The sequence below is a fragment of the Rathayibacter sp. AY1E6 genome, assembly GCF_002931115.1.
Taxonomy (GTDB): Bacteria; Actinomycetota; Actinomycetes; order Actinomycetales; family Microbacteriaceae; genus Rathayibacter.
The window spans coordinates 264,464-281,189 of the sequence record NZ_PSVK01000003.1; the positions used below are offsets into that span (position 1 = coordinate 264,464).

Genomic DNA, 16,726 nt, shown 5'->3' on the forward strand with positions numbered 1-16,726 from the left:
CGAGGGAGGCCGCCCTGTCTCAGCGGAGGTTGTGCGGCCGCTCGCCGGCCCCGCTCGCGTCGTAGCGGAGCCGCACCAGCTCCGAGCCCGGCAGAACCGTCGCGTCGAGGAGGCGCAGCCCGTGCTGCGGCGCCCCGGAGTAGAGCGGCGTCCCGCCGCCCGCGAGTCCGGCGCCGACGAGGACGATCAGCTCGTCCACCAGACCCTGCTCGAGGAGCGGATTCCAGGTCGTGCCACTGCCGAACATCAGCAGGTCGCCCCCATCGCCCTGCTTGAGCCGTCCGATCTCGGCCGGACCCTGCTCCCGCGGCACGATCCGCGTGGTGGCGGCCCACGGCGCCGCCGGATCGGGAGCCAGGGAGTCGCTGATCACCAGCGCGTCGAGCGACGTGACCAGCCGCGCGGTCTCGTGCTCCCGCTCGCCCGCCGTCCCGTCCGCGGCGACGGCGCTCCAGCTGTCCCAGTTGTCGCGGAACCAGCCGCCGCCGTAGACGAGCGTGCCCGCGCGGCGCAGCAGCTCGAGGTTGTGGTCGTTGAACGCGTCCTCGAACGGCAGCGCCGAGAGGTCGTGCCCGGGCCCCTCGAAGCGGCCGTCGAGCGAGGTGAGAACGGAGACGACGAGCCTGCTCATGCGGGGGATGCTACTCAGGCGGGGGTGCCGGGTGAAGGGTTGCGCACCCCTCCTCACATCGCCGCCCCCAGCGCGTCCCGCAGCGTCGCCCGCGCCCGCGCGTGCCGGCTCCGCACGGTCGCGGCGCGGAGGGACAGGATCTCGGCCGCTTCGGCGAGGGAGAAGCCGTCCCAGTAGACGAGGGTGATGATCTCCTGGTCGACGGGCTTCAGCTGCGCGATCGCGGCGCGGACGTCCTCGGCCGCGTCGTCGGCGGGTGCGGGCGGGGTGATGCGGAGCTCCTCCGCCAGCCGCTCGACGAGCGCGCTCCTCCGGGTCGCGGTGCGGCGCTGGCCCGAGAGCACCCGCCGTGCGACGCCGAACGCCCACATCCGCGCGCGCGTCTCGTCCTCGGGGATCGACCGCTCCTTCCGCCAGAGGATCAGGAGGGTGTCGCTGAGGAGGTCCGCGGCGTCCTCGGGGCTCGCCGTCCGCCGCGCGAAGTAGCGGAGCAGGTCCGGCGCCTCCCGCTCGACCAGGGCCGTGATCTCGGCCTCCCGATCGCGCGCGGGGGAGCGGACGACGCTGCGGGCCAGGGACGGCGCCGCCTCGCCGGCGCTCATCACAGCTCTCCCGTGCAGTCGGTGCTGCCGCCCAGGCCGCCGTCGCCCTCGACGATCACGCCCTCGGGGATCGTGTCGAGGATGTGGTCGTCCGCCGCGGTGATCCAGGCGCGCCAGCGGATCGTCTCGTCCGAGAGGCCGGGGCCGTCGCTGTTCATGTCCGAGGCCAGCCAGACGGGGTCGGTCGTGTAGGCGACCGCGTCGTCGTGGATCCGCTGGCCGACGCCGCTCCAGTCCTGCGCGCGGAGGTAGTCGGTCGCGGAGGTGGTGACCTCGCGGTAGTCGATCTCGCCGTTGAAGTAGTCGATCGAGCACGACACCGCCGCGCCGGAGTCGGTGGTGTAGCTGATCGGGATCGTGAAGTCGGGGACCGAGCGGACGTCGGTGCCGGCGCTGGTCGCCAGCACGAGACCCGGGACGAGGAGGACGGGAGCCGCCAGCCACCACGCCCTCGACCGCGCGGGACGGCGGGGCGCGCGTTCGCGGGTCTCGGCGATCACGCTGTGCAGGGCGGTGCGGACACCGGGCGCCCGGTCGTCGGTCGCGGGGTCGCTGCGGGAGAGCAGGTCGTCGAGTGTGCGTCGCGTCATCGGGTCCATCCTTCGTCGGTCGGGCGTCTACCGAGTACGTGGCCGGGTGGGGCCCGAGCGTTGCACGGGACCTGACGGGAGGAGTGAGCCGAGCCGGTCGCGCGCGCTCACTTCTTAGAACTCCTTCGCGAGGACCCGTCAAAAGGCGCCATATTCGGCTTCACCCCGGTCCTTTTCTCATCGGTTATGGCCCCGACAAGGGGGGCTCACTTCTCTATGGCGAGAGGGAGGCCGACCTATACGTTCATCTTCGGAAGCCCGCGGGGAATGCGTGCTCCCCTCCGGAGTCTGGGGCCTCCGCACTCGCTGCGACATCCGTGTCGTTCGTCGTGTCGACGTTTCGCTCATCTCCACGATCGACAACACGACTGAGAAGCAGAACCATGGCTTTCACGACCCGGCGGCGCCGCCACTCACGGCACCGAGCGCCGTCGCGCCTCGGAATGCGGGCCGTCGTCTTCGCGACGATCGGCGCTCTCCTCGTCGGCTCGTGGGGGCTCGGCGACGTCTCCGCCTCGTCTCCCGCTCAGGCCGCGAACCAGGCGGATCCGGTCGCCGGCGACGCCCCCGCCCTTATCCCGACGCCGGTCGCACCGACACCGCCGACAGCCCCCGAGGCCGATCCGGCACCCGCCCCCTCCGCATCTGCCACCTCGGCACCCACTCCGTCAGCGTCCGCCCCGTCGGCACCCGCCGAGGCCGCGGAGTCGCCGAGTGCGACGGCGGAGGAGCCCGCTCAGGACGAGCCCGATCCCGCAGCACCCCGCGGCGCCGCAGAGACGGAGCAGCCCGTCGAGCCGGCGCCGGCCGGGTCGGCGCCCGCTCCTCCGGCGGCCTCGGACGACGATCAGGAGTCGGACCGCGGACCACCCGCGACGGCGCGAGCAGCGGGAGGCTTCTCCACACTCGCCGCCGGCGTCGCCGAGGCCCCGCGACAGGTGTGGACGGAGACCTTCGAGCAGGGTCTGACGACCGCACCGAGCGCGCTCACCGCCTACGCGAACGGCCGCTACACGGCCGCCACCGGCTGGTCGACCGCCACGAACTGCACCGGCGTCCTGGTCAACTACACGGCGCCCTACCCCAACTCCGCCTTCTGCCCGACCCGGCCCCTCCTCACCGTCGGCACGGGATCGTCGGCCGCACGCGAGACCCGTCGGATGGCGGACGTCCTCGGACAGGTGGCGGCCGGAGTGCCGGGGTCCACCTCCAGCACCGCACCGGCCAACGGCTCGAACACCGGCACGCAGGCGAACCACGCCCTGGTCGAGTACCCGTACGCCACCATCACCGGCGGCACGACCGTCGCCCAGAGCGCCGCAGGGATCGGCGTCTCCGCTCCCGCCGCCCGCTACTACGCCGTCGGCATGAACGCCGCCGGCGGGCAGTGCGGGACGAACAACGCGTCCCTCTCCCTCAACCTGGTCTCGGGCGGGTCCACCGTCCTCACCGGATTCGCCGCACCGGTCGTGCCCTGCGCCGCGACCGGCAGCGTGTTCTACACGTCCCCGACCCTCCCGCTGGTCGGCGGGCTCGGCTCGCTCGTCGATCCCGCGCTCCCCGCCTCCGCTCGCGCCGCCGCCTACACCGGCACGAGCACCGCGCTCCTCACTCCGGCGCAGATCGCCGCGGCCCAGGTGCAGCTCGTGAACACGGTCACCGGCACGGGAAGCGCCTTCGCCGTCGACGACCTCCGCGTGCTCGACGTCACCCCCGCTCTCGATGCGGCCTTCACGCAGGCCGTGCCGACCGCGACGGTGCCGACCACGCTGACCTACACGGTCACCAACACCAGCGACCTCCTCGCGAAGGCGGACTGGCGCTTCTCGACCGCTCTCCCGGCCGGCCTCGTCGTGGCCCCGACGCCGGCTGTCGGCGGGTCCTGCACCGACGTCACCGGAACGGCGTTCGCCGTGACCGCGGCCGCCGGATCCTCCTCCGTCTCGACGCTCGGCGGCGATCTCGCCGCGGGTGCGACCTCGTGCACGATCTCCGTGGACGTGGTGGCCGCCGCCGCCGGGACGTACAGCACCGGGACCACGACTCCCACCGGCCTCATCGCCTCCGCCCCCACCTCGGTGACGATCCAGGCCGCGACGACCCTCACCGTCCGGAAGAACCTGCCGGTGCGCAGCGCCACGGGCGACCAGTTCACGCTCTCGGTGCGCAGCGGCACGACGGTCCTCGCGTCGGCGACCACCACGGGCACCGCCACCGGGATCCAGGCCGCGCAGATCAGCCGCCTCACCGTGCAGTCCGGAGCGACGTACACGATCGCCGAGGCGCAGACCGCGGGCGCGGGCCTGGGGTACTCCAACAGCTACGAGTGCTCGCGCGGCGGCACGGTCATCGCCTCCGGAGCCTCCGCCGCCGGGTCGATCACGATCCCCAGCGAGGCGGGAGCGGAGGTGCTCTGCACCTTCACGAACACGGTGCAGACGCCGCGCCTGTTCTGCGACACCGGCCGCTTCTACTCCCTCACGGCGGCCGGCGCCCTGCAGCAGGCCGACATCGTCACGGGATCCCTGACCTCGATCGGCAGCTGGTCGGGGACCGCCGAGGCCAACGCGCTCGGCGTCGGCGCGAACGGTGCCTTCGCCTACGCGCTGGACCGCTCGTCCGACGCGACGGACGTCGACGCCGTCCTCAAGTGGACGCCGGAGGCGGGCTTCCAGAGGATCGCGAACAGCGCGTACACGACCGTGGCCGGCGGAGCGCAGGTGACCGGCAGCATCGTCGCCGGCGCGGTCGACCTCCGGACGGGCCGGTACCTGTTCGGCAGCTTCGCGAGCGGCCAGTTCTACATCTGGAGCTTCACCGAGGCCAACCCCGTCGCCACCCGGTTCGCCCTCGTCGGCTCCTTCCCCACCTCCGGAACCCCCAACGGCAACGGCGACATGGCGTTCGACGCTCGCGGCAACCTCTACGTCGTCGGCGCGGGCTCGGTCAACAACGCGAGCAGCGCCGCGATCTTCACCGTGCCGGCCGACGCCCTGGCCGCGGCGACCGGCGGCACCCTCCCGGTGAACACGTCGATCGCGAAGGCCGTGACGGGGACCGACGCCGCCTTCGCCAACATCAACGGCATCGCCTTCTCGCCGCGCGGAACCGTCTACCTCGCCAACGGCGACGTCGCCGCCGCGAACGGTGTCCCCGCCATCCCCGGCAGCGCGTACGAATTCGACGCCACCACGTGGACCCGCGTCAGCGGCACGCCGCGCGTGAGCGTCAACGCCGTCGACCTCTCCGGCTGCTCCTCGCCGGCCACGATCACCGTGCAGAAGAGCGTGGTGGGTCGCCTGGCCGCCGCGGACCAGTTCCAGCTCACCGCCGCCGCCGGCTCTCCGGCGTCGCCGTTCGCCACGGCCACCACCACCGGCGCCACCACCGGCCGCCAGACCGCGCAGATCGGCCCCTTCCCCACTCCGATCAACAGCACGGTGACGGTCTCGGAGGCGATGGCCGCGGGCTCCGCCTCCCCGATCACCGCCTACACGAGCATCTACGAGTGCTACGCGGACGGCGTGCGGGTGAGCACGGGCTCGAACCCGACCGGGACGGTCACCCTCCCGAACCGGCTCGGCGTCAACGTCACCTGCACCTTCTTCAACTCCCCGCGCCCCGCCTCGACGGTGCGCATCACCAAGACGATCCGGGACGCCTCCGGTACGACCCGCCCCGGCGTGGACTGGACGGTGGGCACGACGGCGACGGCCACCGCGGGCGCCGTCGCCCTGCTGCCGGAGCAGTCGCCCCGCCAGCAGACGGACGCGGCGGGCCAGGCCGCCTGGACCGTCCTGTTCGGCACGGAGGCGTCGCGGGCGACGCTCACCGTCTCGGAGGTGCAGCAGACGGGCTTCGCGTTCGTCAGCGGCGCCTGCACGGTCAACGGCACCGCCCGGGCGACCACGTTCTCGCAGTCCGGGACCGTCATCAGCGCGAGCCTCACCGGCATCGCCTCCGCGGCGGTCGTCGAGTGCTCGATCGTGAACCGGCCCACGGCCTCCCTCACGCTCGTGAAGACGGTGAGCTCCGGCAGCGCGCTGCCCAGCGACTTCACGCTCAGCGCCACCGGCCCGACCGGCGCCCTGCCCGGCCCGACCGGCCGCGCGGGCTCCGCTGGCGTGTCGGCGATCCCCGTCACCCCGGGTGTGGCCTACCGGCTCGCCGAGACCGGCGGTTCCGCGACCTACGTGCAGACCGCACCCTGGCAGTGCCGCACCGACACCGGCGCCGCCCTCACCGTGAGCGCTGCCGGAGACGTGACCCCGACGAACGGCGCCGCCGTCACCTGCACCGTGGACAACGCCAGCGCGACGATCACCGTGGTCAAGCAGGTCCTGCGCCCCCAGCCCGGCTTCCAGGCCGCCGACTGGCGCGTCACCGCGACGCCCGCCGCACTGGCCGGAGCGACGCTCCCGACGGAGACCCGGGCCGGAGCGGAGTACGCCGCCGCGGGCAACCCGGCGAGCACCTTCGAGGTGCGACCGGGTCACGGCTACACGCTGTCCGAGGCGGCGACGGATCCGACCCGCCGCCTCGCCTACCAGGAACTGCGTCTCGAGCGCCTGACCGGGACGACGTGGTCCCCGGTCGCCTCGCGGACGATCACGGCCCCCACGGCCGGTCAGACGGCGGTCTACCGCTTCGTCAACGCCCCCGTGGACCCCACACGCCTGCCGCTGACCGGTGGCGCCAGCACCGACGCGTTCCTCCTGGGCGGGGGGTCGGTGCTCACTCTCGCACTCGGCCTCCTCCTCTGGGAGCGGCGCCGGAGGCTGCGAGGCCCCTCCCGGTGACGCCCCGACCGAGAGCCCCGGCGCTCTCCCGCAGACCCCTTCCCGCACACCTTCGACTCCACGACATCAGCACTCACGACCTCAGTAGGAGAGATCACATGTCCCGCTCACTCACCAGGCGGCTCGCCGCCGCAGCCGGCGTCCTCGCGCTGAGCGCTGCGGCGGTGTTCACCGCCGTCGCGCCGGCGTCAGCGGTCACGCTGCCCGGCAACATCGACCCCACCATCAGCCGCACCCTCACCGTGCACAAGCTCGCGCTGGGCTCCAACAACGGCCAGGCGATCGGCACCGGCCAGGAGATCACGGTCCCCGGCGACGCGCTGCCCGGCGCCGTGTTCACCGCCGCGCGCGTCCAGGGCGTCGACCTCACCACGCCCGACGGCTGGAACCAGGTCGCGAACCTGACCCCGGGCACCGCCGCGACCCGTGTCACCGCCGCCGACACCTTCACCGCCACCAGCGGCACGGACGGCGAGGCCGTGTTCAACAACGGCGCGAGCATGCCGCTCGGCCTCTACCTCGTGACCGAGACCCAGCTCCCCGCCGGAGCGACCAACGGCGCGGCGCCGTTCCTCGTGACTCTGCCGTTCCCGACGGGCCCGACCGGTGCGCCGGCGAACCAGTGGATCTACGACGTCCACGTCTACCCCAAGAACGCGGTCACGGAGCTCACCAAGACGCGCGTCCCCGCGGCGGCGAACTCGGTCGAGGCGCGCAACCCCGACCTCATCCGCTGGGCCATCGCCTCGGACGTGCCGGTGCTCGCCGCCGGTGACACGCTCGACACGTTCACCCTCACCGACACGCTCCCCGCCGAGCTGACCTACCTGCCGACCGGACCGGCCGGCGTCGCGCCCACCGGCATCACGGTGACCAGCGCCGCAGGCACCGCGCCCGCACCGGCGTTCATCGCGAACACGGACTACACGCTCGGCTACGACGCCGCGACCCGGAACGTGACGCTGAACTTCCTGCAGTCCGGCCTCACCAAGCTCCAGGGCCTGCAGGGCGGTGTCGTCACCCTCACGGTGCTCACCCGCGCCACCGCCATCCCGGCCAACGGCATCATCACCAACTCGGCGACGAGCGTCGTGAACGGGGCCACGGAGACGGTCACCGGCAGCACCCCGATCGGTCAGCTGACCGTGTACGCGTACCAGAACAACGGCGCCAACCGTGTGCCGCTCGCGGGTGCGGTCTACCAGGTGTTCCTCACCGAGAACGACGCCAACCTCGGCCAGAACCCGGTGTTCATCAACGGCAACCAGAACTGGACGACCGGAGCGAACGGCTTCGTCGAGATCCCGATCATCACGCCGGGCAACTACTACGTCCGCGAGCTGACCCCGCCCGCCGGATTCCGTCTGCCCACCCCGGCCCAGGTGCTGACGCAGGTCGTCGCCGGACCGAGCTCGGCCACTGCGCCGATCCAGAACTACGTCGAGTTCCTCCACACCCAGGTGCCGGCGTTCGCCCTGCCCCTCACCGGTGGCGGCGCGCAGTGGTTCACCCTCGGTGGAGGCGCGCTCCTCGCCCTCGCGATCGGTTCGGGCCTGATCGCCTCGCGCCGCCGCACCGCGCTGGCTGCTCAGACCGCGGAGTAACGTCACACCATGACGAAGTCGAATGCGGGGCACCCGTCGGGTGCCCCGCATTCCTCTGTCTCCAGCCCTTTTCCTCCGCGGAGGCGGATCCACCGCCGGCCGCGGTGGCGGCTGCCGATCGCCCCGCTGGTCATCGCGCTCATCAGCCTCTCGGGAGTGGCGCTGCTGCTGTACCCCGTCGCCGCGAGCTGGCTCAGCGCCGTCGAGCAGGCGCGCGAGATCGACTCCCTCACGCAGGACATCACCGACCTCGGCGCCGAGACCCTCCGGCAGAACCTCGTCGAGGCCCGCGCCTACAACCAGAGCCTGAGCGGAGGCGGCGCGGCCGTCGCCGCGAACGAGCGCCTCCCCCTCGCCGACGACGAGCAGGTCGCCGACCGCGAGCGCTACTCCTCTCTCCTGCGCGGCGACGCCGAGGGTCTGATGGCCCGGATCAGGATCCCCGCCATCGACGTGGACCTGCCGATCTTCCACGGCACGAGCGACGCCGTCCTCGAGCGGGGCGTCGGCCACCTCGAGGGCACCGCCCTGCCGGTCGGCGGCCCGTCCACCCACTCGGTGCTCACCGGCCACCGCGGCCTCGCCTCGGCCGAGCTCTTCACCCACCTCGACCGCGTCGACGTGGGCGACACCTTCACCATCGAGGTCTACGGCGAGGTGGTCACCTACCGCGTGCGCGAGACGCTGGTCGTCGAGCCGGAGGACACGCAGAGCCTCCTCGTGCAGCCCGGCCAGGACCTCCTGACCCTCGTCACCTGCACCCCGCTCGGGATCAACACCCACCGCATCCTCGTCACCGGCGAACGGGTGATCCCGACGCCGCAGTCGGACGTGGACGCGGCGGGGGAGTCGCCCGACGTCGCCGGGTTCCCGTGGTGGGCGGTCGCGGCCGGAGGCGCTGTGGTCGCAGCCGGGGTGTACGTGTGGTGGGCGGGGCGGCCGGCGCGCGGAGCGTGGGTGCCGGTGGTGGTCGCCGACGAGCGGGACAAGGTTCCTGCGGATCTGTGAGGCGAGGGGGTACGGATCTCCACCGTCCTGCTCCGGTCGCTTCAGCGCCGTGCTCTCCCCGGGATCGCGGCTGTGCCGGCCCGGTCAGGCGGGGCGCCACTCCTCGAGGAACTCGGCGACCGTCTTCGTCTCGAGGTCGAGCTCGACCTGCCCGAGGAGGTAGTGGGGATCGGTGAGATCGGCCTTCACGCGGATGATCTCGGCGCCGGTGTCAAGGCGGACGACGACGAGGTCGTAGGGCGCGAGGATCCCGCTGCCCAGCGCCATGTCGATGGTGAGGCGGAGCCGCCCGAAGCGCCGCAGCTGCAGCTCGGCGCGGAGGTGCTCGGCGGCGACCTCGGGGGTGTCGGGAGTGGAGTCGGGCATGGGGGAGACGGTATCGAACGGGGCGGAGGGGACTCCTGTAGGAGATCGTGAGCCTCTGCGCAGAGGCGATCGGTGCGCCCTATTCGGCAGCTTGACGGTGTGCGCAGGCGGGAGGAGCCGGCCTCTCGGCTACGGCAGTGGCCCGAGCCTCCCGTTCGAGACGCCGGGCGGCGGCGGTGATCTTCCTGCTCGCCTCGTGCGCTCGGGGGCGCTGGCGCGCACGCCCAGCACCGGCCGGTCTTGCAAGACTCATGCAAGACGTGTTATTGTCTTCTTGTTCGACTTCATCTCAGAGAAAAGGAAAGAACAATGACCGCCTACGTGAACGTGCCCGTGCCCGGAGACCTTGTCATTCCTGTGATGCGTTTCATCGCAGCGCAGAACTCCAGCGCTGCGAGCGTGAGCAGCCTGGGGGCCGCAAGAGTCTTGAACAACGATGACGAGATGATCGAAGACTCGCGAGAGTGGACCCTCGAGGAGTTCGAGGTCCTCCGGTCCGGCGAAGCGAAGTCCATCAAGCTCTTCTGCGAGGTCCTCGACGTCCTTGCCGCGGCGTCGCCGTCGGCGGTCGCCCTCGAGGACGTGGCGAAGGTGACCGGCGTCGAGCCGCTGACCATGCAGCGCGCGTTCGGCCGGGCAACGGTGTGGATGAAGAACCGCATGGGCGGCGACACCCGCTGGCCGATCTTCTGGCCCGGCGACGGCTGGGCGATGACGGAGACCAACGCCTCGCTGTGGAAGTCGCTCGCTGAGTGAGGATGGGGATGGACGGCGTTCTCCTCCTGAAGTCCCGGAGGCTTGGTGTCCGGGTGACGAGAAGCGAGGAGCGGAGCAGGTCGGCCCTCTCTGAACCGCGGAGCCAGGTCGATCACAGCACCCGAAGCGCTCGCGATGACTTCTCCTGTCACGTCGGGGACGGAGCTGAACACCGAGGAGCGGTAGCGAAGCCATGGCGCGGAGTCCTGGATGCGGCGAGTGGCGCCAGTGAAACTGCGACTTCACACGCCGGATCGGATCCGCTCCTCGAGCCGGCAGCGAATGATCCGTCGCCAGATCATTCGCTACTGCCCATGCGCGCATTGTCATACACCACGAGCTCACTCATGAACCACTCGAGCACTTCGACGAGTTGCAGCCGAGCAGTCCGGTCGGCGAGGACTTCGAGATCGAAGGATGGGCGCTTCTCCAATCGGTCGGCGGGCAGGTCGACGCCGCTGACCGCGTTGAGGCGGCTGAGCAGCGCCTGTCGGAGCGTGACGGAGTCGAGCGGCGGTCGGCTCCGCATGTGCTGGAAGACGACCTCGACACTGCCGCTCGGGTAGAGCGTCAGCGGCCAGATGCTCTTCGACGCCGGAGTGGAGCCGCGTGCGACGAGGAAGCACGACTTCTCTTCCGCGGCACCGAAGTCCAGGATGCCTCCGAGACGTTCCCACTCGTCGAGGAGCTCGACGACACCGTGGACGGTCGACGGTGCCTGCCTGTCGGCGACGCCGGAGAGGAAATCGGCTCGCTCGCTGTTCCCCTCGTCGGGGACGGAGTCGATGTCGGAGTGGATCGAGAGCCCCACAAGCTCCGCGAGCTCCGGAACCGTCAGCTTCTGACCGGGATCAGCGCGGCCGGCGGGGTCGAAGATCAGGCCCTCGGACCTCAGCAGCTCGTCAGGGGCGACCTCCGCGTGCGGGCTGTCCGCCTCCCAGACGAAGCCCGGCGAGATCTGCCCGGACTGCTTGAGGACCCGGTACGCGTTCGGCACCGGGTTGTGGGTGAGGTACTGCCCGAGGGGAACGGGATGGGTTCCGGCGACTGTCGCGATGTCGCCGTAACTCGCCCACCGGCCCGCAGGGATCGCCGCGACCAGGTCGAGGACGAGCCTCCAGGAGACCCCGGAATCGCGGGTCTCCGAGTCAGTGAGCGGTGCGGCCCACGTCGAGACGATCCTGTCGGCGATCGCGGAGCCGCGCTCGACGATCTGACGCCGAGTCCAGGCCGTCTGGCCGGCGATCTCGCGGTTGAGACGGAAGCTCGACGCGTCGAGGAGCTCCCGCTTCTCGGCGAACGGGCGATTGCTGAGCTCGGAGTTGTACGAGGTCAGAGTCAGGTTCGCGAGCGTGTGCACGTAGGACTCGTGCATCTCGTCGACGGTGTCGAAAGTTTCGAGGTCGCCGGCCAGCGCCTCGCGCCAGGTCTGACTGAGCGTCTGCGGCATGACGTGCTCAATGGTGGCTGCGCTGGGATCCGTGTGCTCCTTCGCGGAGACGTCTCTGTTCCGCCACTCTATGGGAGTCGCGTCCTCGAGCCAGGCAAGGATCATCTTCCGTTGCGCTGGTCGGCCCTGGTAGTAGAAGGGCTTCGACAGGACGGCTTCGCGGATCTGCGCGTCGGTGGCGAAGAACTTCCGCCCCACGGAGAAGTAGCGGTGGAGGGTCGCCACGCCATCCGATTCCCCGACCTCGAGAGGTGCGCGGTAGAGGATCCGCGAAAGAGCCGCGCTGCTGGCTCCGATGATGACTCGGCGGACCATGAACGACTCGAGCAGCCGCAACGACTCGGCGACCTCGGAGGAGCTCACCGAGCCCGCGTCGCGCAGTCGGAGGAGGTGGAGGACGAGCGCATCGGTCGCTGAGAGCCCCCACTGCACATTGCGCTGCAGCGCGGCTCGGACGTCCGGGTCCGGCTCGTTCTCGGGGTTCCGGATCACCGCCAGCAACTGGGCGAGTCCGCTGTACCGGCGGACCTCGGCGACGATCTGATCCTCAGTGAGCGATCGCATCCGATCGACCTGCAGCGAGTAGATGTCTCCCTGCTTCGCATCGGGTGTGGACCAGATCAGGTCGATCCAGAAGAGCGCTTCGAGATCTGCCGGCGAGAGAGCCTTCTGCAGGGGCAGCCACCAGCCGTCGTAGATCTCCTCACTGCGCGACCCGAGCCGCATGAAGATGTAATTGCGCAGCAGATCGCCCTGGGTGAGCTTGAGGCCGGTGTTGTTGAGCGACTCGAAGATCCGGTACACGTTGTCGTGGGCGTGCGCCGTGATGGAGACGAAGACCAGACCGTTCAAAACGGCCGACTCGATGCGGTCCATGTCGTAGGCGTCGTCGGGATCATCGGCGCCGTGCAGCTTCGTGCGGAAGAACCGGTAGGCGTCGAGCACGCCGGACGCCACGGACTGATCGATGTTCCCGTCGACGATCGCCCGGAACGCCTGCCTGTCGGCTTGCGTGGGCAGGACCTTCAACCGATCATCGCCGCGCTTGAACCGGTCGAACAGGTACGTCTCTTCGAGCCGCTGCACCTTCTCGGGGTTCTCCGGCTCCGTCTCCGCGTAGTGGTCGCGGAGGGCGCAGATGAACAGACTGAGGGTGGTGAGGCGTTGCTGACCATCGACGACGAGGAACTGCGACCCTGCCGGCCCGATCTCGCCCAGCGAGAGGACGAGGGAGCCGGTGAAGTGAGTGGCGCCCGGAGTGTCGACGCGCTGCTCGGCGAGGTCGACGACGTCTGACCAGAGCCGATCGAGCTGTTTCACGGTCCAGGAATACGGGCGCTGGTACAGCGGCACGCGGTACTGCTTGGCGCCCTCGAGGACCTGCTGGAGTCGGGTCTCTTGCACGTCCATGAGCGGCTGGTCCTGTTCTTGGGGTGGGCGGTGCACTCAGAGTACGGGCGACCTCTCAGTCGGGAGGCGCCCCACGTAGGGTTCGCAATGGTGTCACTCCACGGGACCCTGAGAGTGGCGGCTCTGCTGAAGGAGTTGGCGAAGTCCGCAAGCGAATGGCCCTCCTGGTGACACCTTGCCGCCGTCTACATTCGGCCGAGAAGGGGACGGTGATGCCCCCACGGTTCCAGCACGCTACTGACCGGCCGCGTCGCTGTTCAAGGCCTCGGCTCCCGTCAATAGACTCGTTCACAAGTTCATGAGGGGTCCTGAAGACTTGAGTAATAATCACGCCACGTTCATCTGGTCAATCGCTGACCTGCTTCGCGGGAGCTTCAAGGCGCACCAGTACGGCGACATCATTTTGCCGTTCACGGTGCTCCGCCGCCTCGACGCGGTACTCGAGCCCACGAAGCAAGCGGTGTTCGCGGCGGTGGAGCAGGCCGCGGCCGCCGGCATACCCGTGCGCGCGTCGCTGCTGCGCAACAAGGCGAGCCACCCGTACTCCTTCTGGAACGAGTCGAAGTTCGACCTCAAGACCGCCCTCGGCGACTCGGAGAACCTCGGGGTGAACCTGCTCGACTACGTCTCCGGGTTCTCGGAGAACGTGAAGGACATCTTCGACAAGTACAAGATTTCCGACCGCATCGCCGAGCTCGACGAGCACGACCTCCTGTTTCACGTCACGCAGCGTTTCGCGGCGGTCGACCTCTCACCGGCGCAGGTGCCGAACGAGGAGATGGGACACATCTTCGAGGAGCTCATCCGCAAGTTCGCGGAGGCGTCGAACGAGACGGCGGGTGAGCACTTCACGCCCCGCGACGTGATCGAACTGATGGTCGATGTGCTGCTCGCCCCGGAGTCGGACACGCTCGCGAAGGCGAACGTCGTGCGGTCGGTCTACGACCCGACGGCCGGCACCGGCGGCATGCTCTCGGTCGCGGAGGATCACATCCGCAGCGCGAACCCGTCTGCCGTACTCACGCTCGCCGGCCAGGAGATCAACCCGCAGTCGTACGCGATCTGCAAGGCCGACATGACGGTCAAGGGCCAGTCGGTCGACGCGATCTACTTCGGCGACACCCTCATCAACGACGGCCACGCCGGCGCGACCTTCAGCTACGGACTCTCCAACCCCCCGTTCGGCGTCGACTGGAAGAAGCAGCAAAGAGCGGTCACTGAGGAGCACACTCTCCGTGGTTACGCGGGGCGGTTCGGGGCCGGGCTGCCGCGGGTGTCGGACGGTTCGATGCTGTTCCTGATGCACCTCATCTCGAAGATGCGGACTGCCGAGCAGGGCGGCGGGCGCGCCGCGATCGTCCTCAACGGCAGCCCGCTCTTCACGGGCGGCGCGGGGTCTGGGGAGTCGAACATCCGCAAATGGGTGCTCGAGCGCGACCTGCTCGAGGCGATCATCGCGCTGCCAACCGACATGTTCTACAACACCGGAATCGCGACGTACATCTGGGTACTCGCGACGAAGAAGAACGCCGACCGGGTCGGCAAGGTGCAGCTCATCGACGGAACCAAGCTTTTCCGCAAGATGCGCAAGGGCCTCGGCTCCAAGCGCAACGAGCTGGGCCCCGAGGACATCGACACGCTGGTGAAGCTCTACAGCGGTGAGGCGGATGATGCGCGGTCGAAGACCTTCGCGACAGAGGACTTCTTCTACCGCACCATCACCGTCGAGCGCCCGCTGCGGCTGAACTGGGCACTCACACCGGAACGGCTGGCCATCGCGCGGGAGATAAAGGCCCTGGCGAAGGTGGAGTGGAAGAACTTCGTCGCGTCGGTGGAGGAGGCGGGGATCGCGCCGACCACGGACCTTGCGGAGTTCCGCAAGCAGCTCAAGCGCCGGCTCGACGACGACGGCGTCGTGATGACTCCGGCGCAGTACAAGGCCTTCTTGGGCGCGCTGTCGGAGCGGGACGAGAACGCGCCGATCGTGAAGGACGCGAAGGGTCGCCCTGAGGCTGATGCCACACTTCGCGACACCGAGAACGTCCCGTGGACCGAAAGCATCCACGAGTACTTCGAGCGCGAGGTGACGCCGTTCGCCCCAGATGCGTGGATCGACGAGTCGAAAACGAAGGAGGGCTGCGAAATACCCTTCACGCGCCACTTCTACCAGTACGTGCCACCACGCTCACTCGAAGAGATCGACGCTGACCTCGAAGCGGTGCTCGGCCGCATTCGCGCGCGCCTTGAGGCGGTGAAGTCATGACGAAGTTGAAGCCGTATCCCGAGTATCAAGGTATTGCAGTTCCATGGCTCGAAAAAGCTCCCATGAAATGGTCGCTACAGGCATTGCGATATCTAGCCGTCGTAGAAACCGGAACGAAAGATACGATCGATTCCGTACCGAATGGGTCCTACCCATTCGTCGTGAGGTCGAAAACGCTTCTCAGTATTGACAGCTTTACTTACGATACGGAGGCTATCCTCACGGCGGGAGATGGAGATGTTGGAGAGGTCTTTCATCATCTCACTGGAAAATTCGATGTCCATCAGCGAGTTTACGTGCTCCGAAACTTTCGGACCATTCTTCCACGATTTCTCTATTACTACTTTTCCTCACAGTTCAAGCGGGTTGTGGCATATGGCGGGGCCCTGACCACTGTCGCATCCTTGCGCCGACCGATGTTTACTTCTTTTCCGGTGCTAGTGCCTTCTCGTGATGAACAGTTAGCAATCTGTGCCTTCCTTAATCGGGAGACGGCGGAGATCGACGCGTTCATCGCGGATCAGGAGGAGCTCATCGCGTTGCTCGCCGAGCGGCGAGATGCGTGCTGGCAGTCCGCTATCGATGGTTTGAACGTGACCGATGTCCCACTTCGCAGGGTGACATCCTCAGTTACCGATGGCCCTTTTGGATCGAGCCTTACTTCGGCGCATTATTCTGACGAGGGCGCGCGCGTCGTTCGTCTCGGTAACATCGGCATCAACTCGTTCAAGGACGCGGACCGAGCCTTCATACCGTTGCCCTATTTTGCTGATCTTGTAGCGCACTCCCTTCGTGCCGGGGACGTCGTAGTTGCGGGACTTGGGGATGATCGCATGCCTCTTGGTCGAGCCGCGGTCGTACCTGATCTGGGTCCTGCAATCGTCAAAGCCGACTGCTACCGGGTGAGATCAAACGGACTTGTCACCGGCGAGTATCTCGCCTGGGTGCTCTCGGCACCACAGACCAGAGCAAGGTTCACCTTAATGGCGAGAGGGTCAACAAGGCAGAGGCTCAACACGGCGGTTGTCCAGGATGTTTTCATCCCCTTGCCGAGCCTTGATGAGCAAAGACGCGTCGTAAATGAGACGAGCGAGATTGTTGGAACGTTGGATGCCGCGATCGCCGATGCGCGTGAGGCAATCGCGCTGTCGAAGGAGCGGCGGGCCGCTCTCATCTCGGCGGCGGTGACGGGCAAGATCGATGTGCGCGGCGTGGCCTGACGGCTGCGGGCGTTGACCGGGGGTTAC

General features: G+C 69.0%; 11 protein-coding genes. 6 read left to right on the forward strand and 5 right to left on the reverse strand.

Features of this window, described 5'->3' with window-relative positions:
* Positions 1-19: 19 nt before the first annotated feature.
* Genes C5C46_RS04745 through C5C46_RS04755 form a run of 3 tightly spaced genes read right to left on the reverse strand, consistent with a single transcriptional unit; the run spans position 20 to position 1,823 of the window.
* Entirely contained in the window at positions 20-631 is a 612-nt protein-coding gene (locus C5C46_RS04745) for a dihydrofolate reductase family protein (RefSeq protein WP_104225817.1), read from the reverse strand.
* Between the two features lie 53 nt (positions 632-684).
* Positions 685-1,233 (reverse strand): RNA polymerase sigma factor, encoded by a 549-nt coding sequence (locus tag C5C46_RS04750; protein ID WP_104225818.1) that lies wholly within the window; start codon positions 1,231-1,233, stop codon positions 685-687.
* Positions 1,233-1,823 (reverse strand): hypothetical protein, encoded by a 591-nt coding sequence (locus tag C5C46_RS04755; RefSeq protein ID WP_104250223.1) that lies wholly within the window; start codon positions 1,821-1,823, stop codon positions 1,233-1,235. The genes C5C46_RS04750 and C5C46_RS04755 overlap by 1 nt, the downstream gene beginning before the upstream one ends.
* Positions 1,824-2,206: 383 nt before the next feature.
* On the opposite strand from C5C46_RS04755, the gene C5C46_RS04760 reads away from it, so the two are divergent.
* The 3 genes from C5C46_RS04760 (at position 2,207) to C5C46_RS04770 (ending at position 9,234) form a co-directional block, all read left to right on the forward strand.
* Positions 2,207-6,622, forward strand: a complete 4,416-nt coding sequence (locus tag C5C46_RS04760; protein ID WP_146078934.1) for an LPXTG cell wall anchor domain-containing protein — start codon at positions 2,207-2,209, stop codon at positions 6,620-6,622.
* Positions 6,623-6,720: 98 nt separating this feature from the next.
* A complete protein-coding gene (locus C5C46_RS04765; protein WP_104225821.1) occupies positions 6,721-8,226 on the forward strand; it encodes a SpaH/EbpB family LPXTG-anchored major pilin in 1,506 nt (501 codons plus the stop codon).
* Positions 8,227-8,235: 9 nt separating this feature from the next.
* Positions 8,236-9,234: a class C sortase gene (locus tag C5C46_RS04770; RefSeq protein ID WP_219812261.1), complete on the forward strand. Its 999-nt coding sequence runs from the start codon at positions 8,236-8,238 to the stop codon at positions 9,232-9,234.
* Between the two features lie 84 nt (positions 9,235-9,318).
* Here the strand turns inward: C5C46_RS04770 and C5C46_RS04775 are convergent, their stop codons facing one another.
* A complete protein-coding gene (locus C5C46_RS04775) occupies positions 9,319-9,600 on the reverse strand; it encodes a hypothetical protein (RefSeq protein WP_104225822.1) in 282 nt (93 codons plus the stop codon).
* A 309-nt stretch (positions 9,601-9,909) separates the two neighbouring features.
* Here C5C46_RS04775 and C5C46_RS04780 point away from each other — a divergent pair, with 309 nt between their 5' ends.
* Positions 9,910-10,356 (forward strand): hypothetical protein, encoded by a 447-nt coding sequence (locus C5C46_RS04780; RefSeq protein ID WP_146078935.1) that lies wholly within the window; start codon positions 9,910-9,912, stop codon positions 10,354-10,356.
* 298 nt (positions 10,357-10,654) lie between these two features.
* Here the strand turns inward: C5C46_RS04780 and C5C46_RS04785 are convergent, their stop codons facing one another.
* Positions 10,655-13,216: a DUF262 domain-containing protein gene (locus C5C46_RS04785; RefSeq protein ID WP_104225824.1), complete on the reverse strand. Its 2,562-nt coding sequence runs from the start codon at positions 13,214-13,216 to the stop codon at positions 10,655-10,657.
* 298 nt (positions 13,217-13,514) lie between these two features.
* On the opposite strand from C5C46_RS04785, the gene C5C46_RS04790 reads away from it, so the two are divergent.
* Both C5C46_RS04790 and C5C46_RS04795 read left to right on the forward strand, forming a co-directional pair.
* Positions 13,515-15,479 (forward strand): class I SAM-dependent DNA methyltransferase, encoded by a 1,965-nt coding sequence (locus C5C46_RS04790; protein WP_104225825.1) that lies wholly within the window; start codon positions 13,515-13,517, stop codon positions 15,477-15,479.
* Complete coding sequence (locus tag C5C46_RS04795; protein ID WP_104225826.1) at positions 15,476-16,699, forward strand: restriction endonuclease subunit S; 1,224 nt, start codon at positions 15,476-15,478, stop codon at positions 16,697-16,699. Before C5C46_RS04790 ends, C5C46_RS04795 begins: the two co-directional genes overlap by 4 nt.
* Positions 16,700-16,726 lie beyond the last annotated feature (27 nt).

Excerpts from the sequence above, each read along its gene's own strand:
- C5C46_RS04785 (WP_104225824.1), bottom strand. The coding sequence starts at position 13,216 with ATGGACGTGCAAGAGACCCGACTCCAGCAGGTCCTCGAGGGCGCCAAG.
- C5C46_RS04760 (WP_146078934.1), top strand. The coding sequence starts at position 2,207 with ATGGCTTTCACGACCCGGCGGCGCCGCCACTCACGGCACCGAGCGCCG.
- C5C46_RS04775 (WP_104225822.1), bottom strand. The coding sequence starts at position 9,600 with ATGCCCGACTCCACTCCCGACACCCCCGAGGTCGCCGCCGAGCACCTC.
- C5C46_RS04750 (WP_104225818.1), bottom strand. The coding sequence starts at position 1,233 with ATGAGCGCCGGCGAGGCGGCGCCGTCCCTGGCCCGCAGCGTCGTCCGC.
- C5C46_RS04755 (WP_104250223.1), bottom strand. The coding sequence starts at position 1,823 with ATGACGCGACGCACACTCGACGACCTGCTCTCCCGCAGCGACCCCGCG.
- C5C46_RS04745 (WP_104225817.1), bottom strand. The coding sequence starts at position 631 with ATGAGCAGGCTCGTCGTCTCCGTTCTCACCTCGCTCGACGGCCGCTTC.
- C5C46_RS04780 (WP_146078935.1), top strand. The coding sequence starts at position 9,910 with ATGACCGCCTACGTGAACGTGCCCGTGCCCGGAGACCTTGTCATTCCT.
- C5C46_RS04795 (WP_104225826.1), top strand. The coding sequence starts at position 15,476 with ATGACGAAGTTGAAGCCGTATCCCGAGTATCAAGGTATTGCAGTTCCA.
- C5C46_RS04790 (WP_104225825.1), top strand. The coding sequence starts at position 13,515 with ATGAGGGGTCCTGAAGACTTGAGTAATAATCACGCCACGTTCATCTGG.
- C5C46_RS04770 (WP_219812261.1), top strand. The coding sequence starts at position 8,236 with ATGACGAAGTCGAATGCGGGGCACCCGTCGGGTGCCCCGCATTCCTCT.
- C5C46_RS04765 (WP_104225821.1), top strand. The coding sequence starts at position 6,721 with ATGTCCCGCTCACTCACCAGGCGGCTCGCCGCCGCAGCCGGCGTCCTC.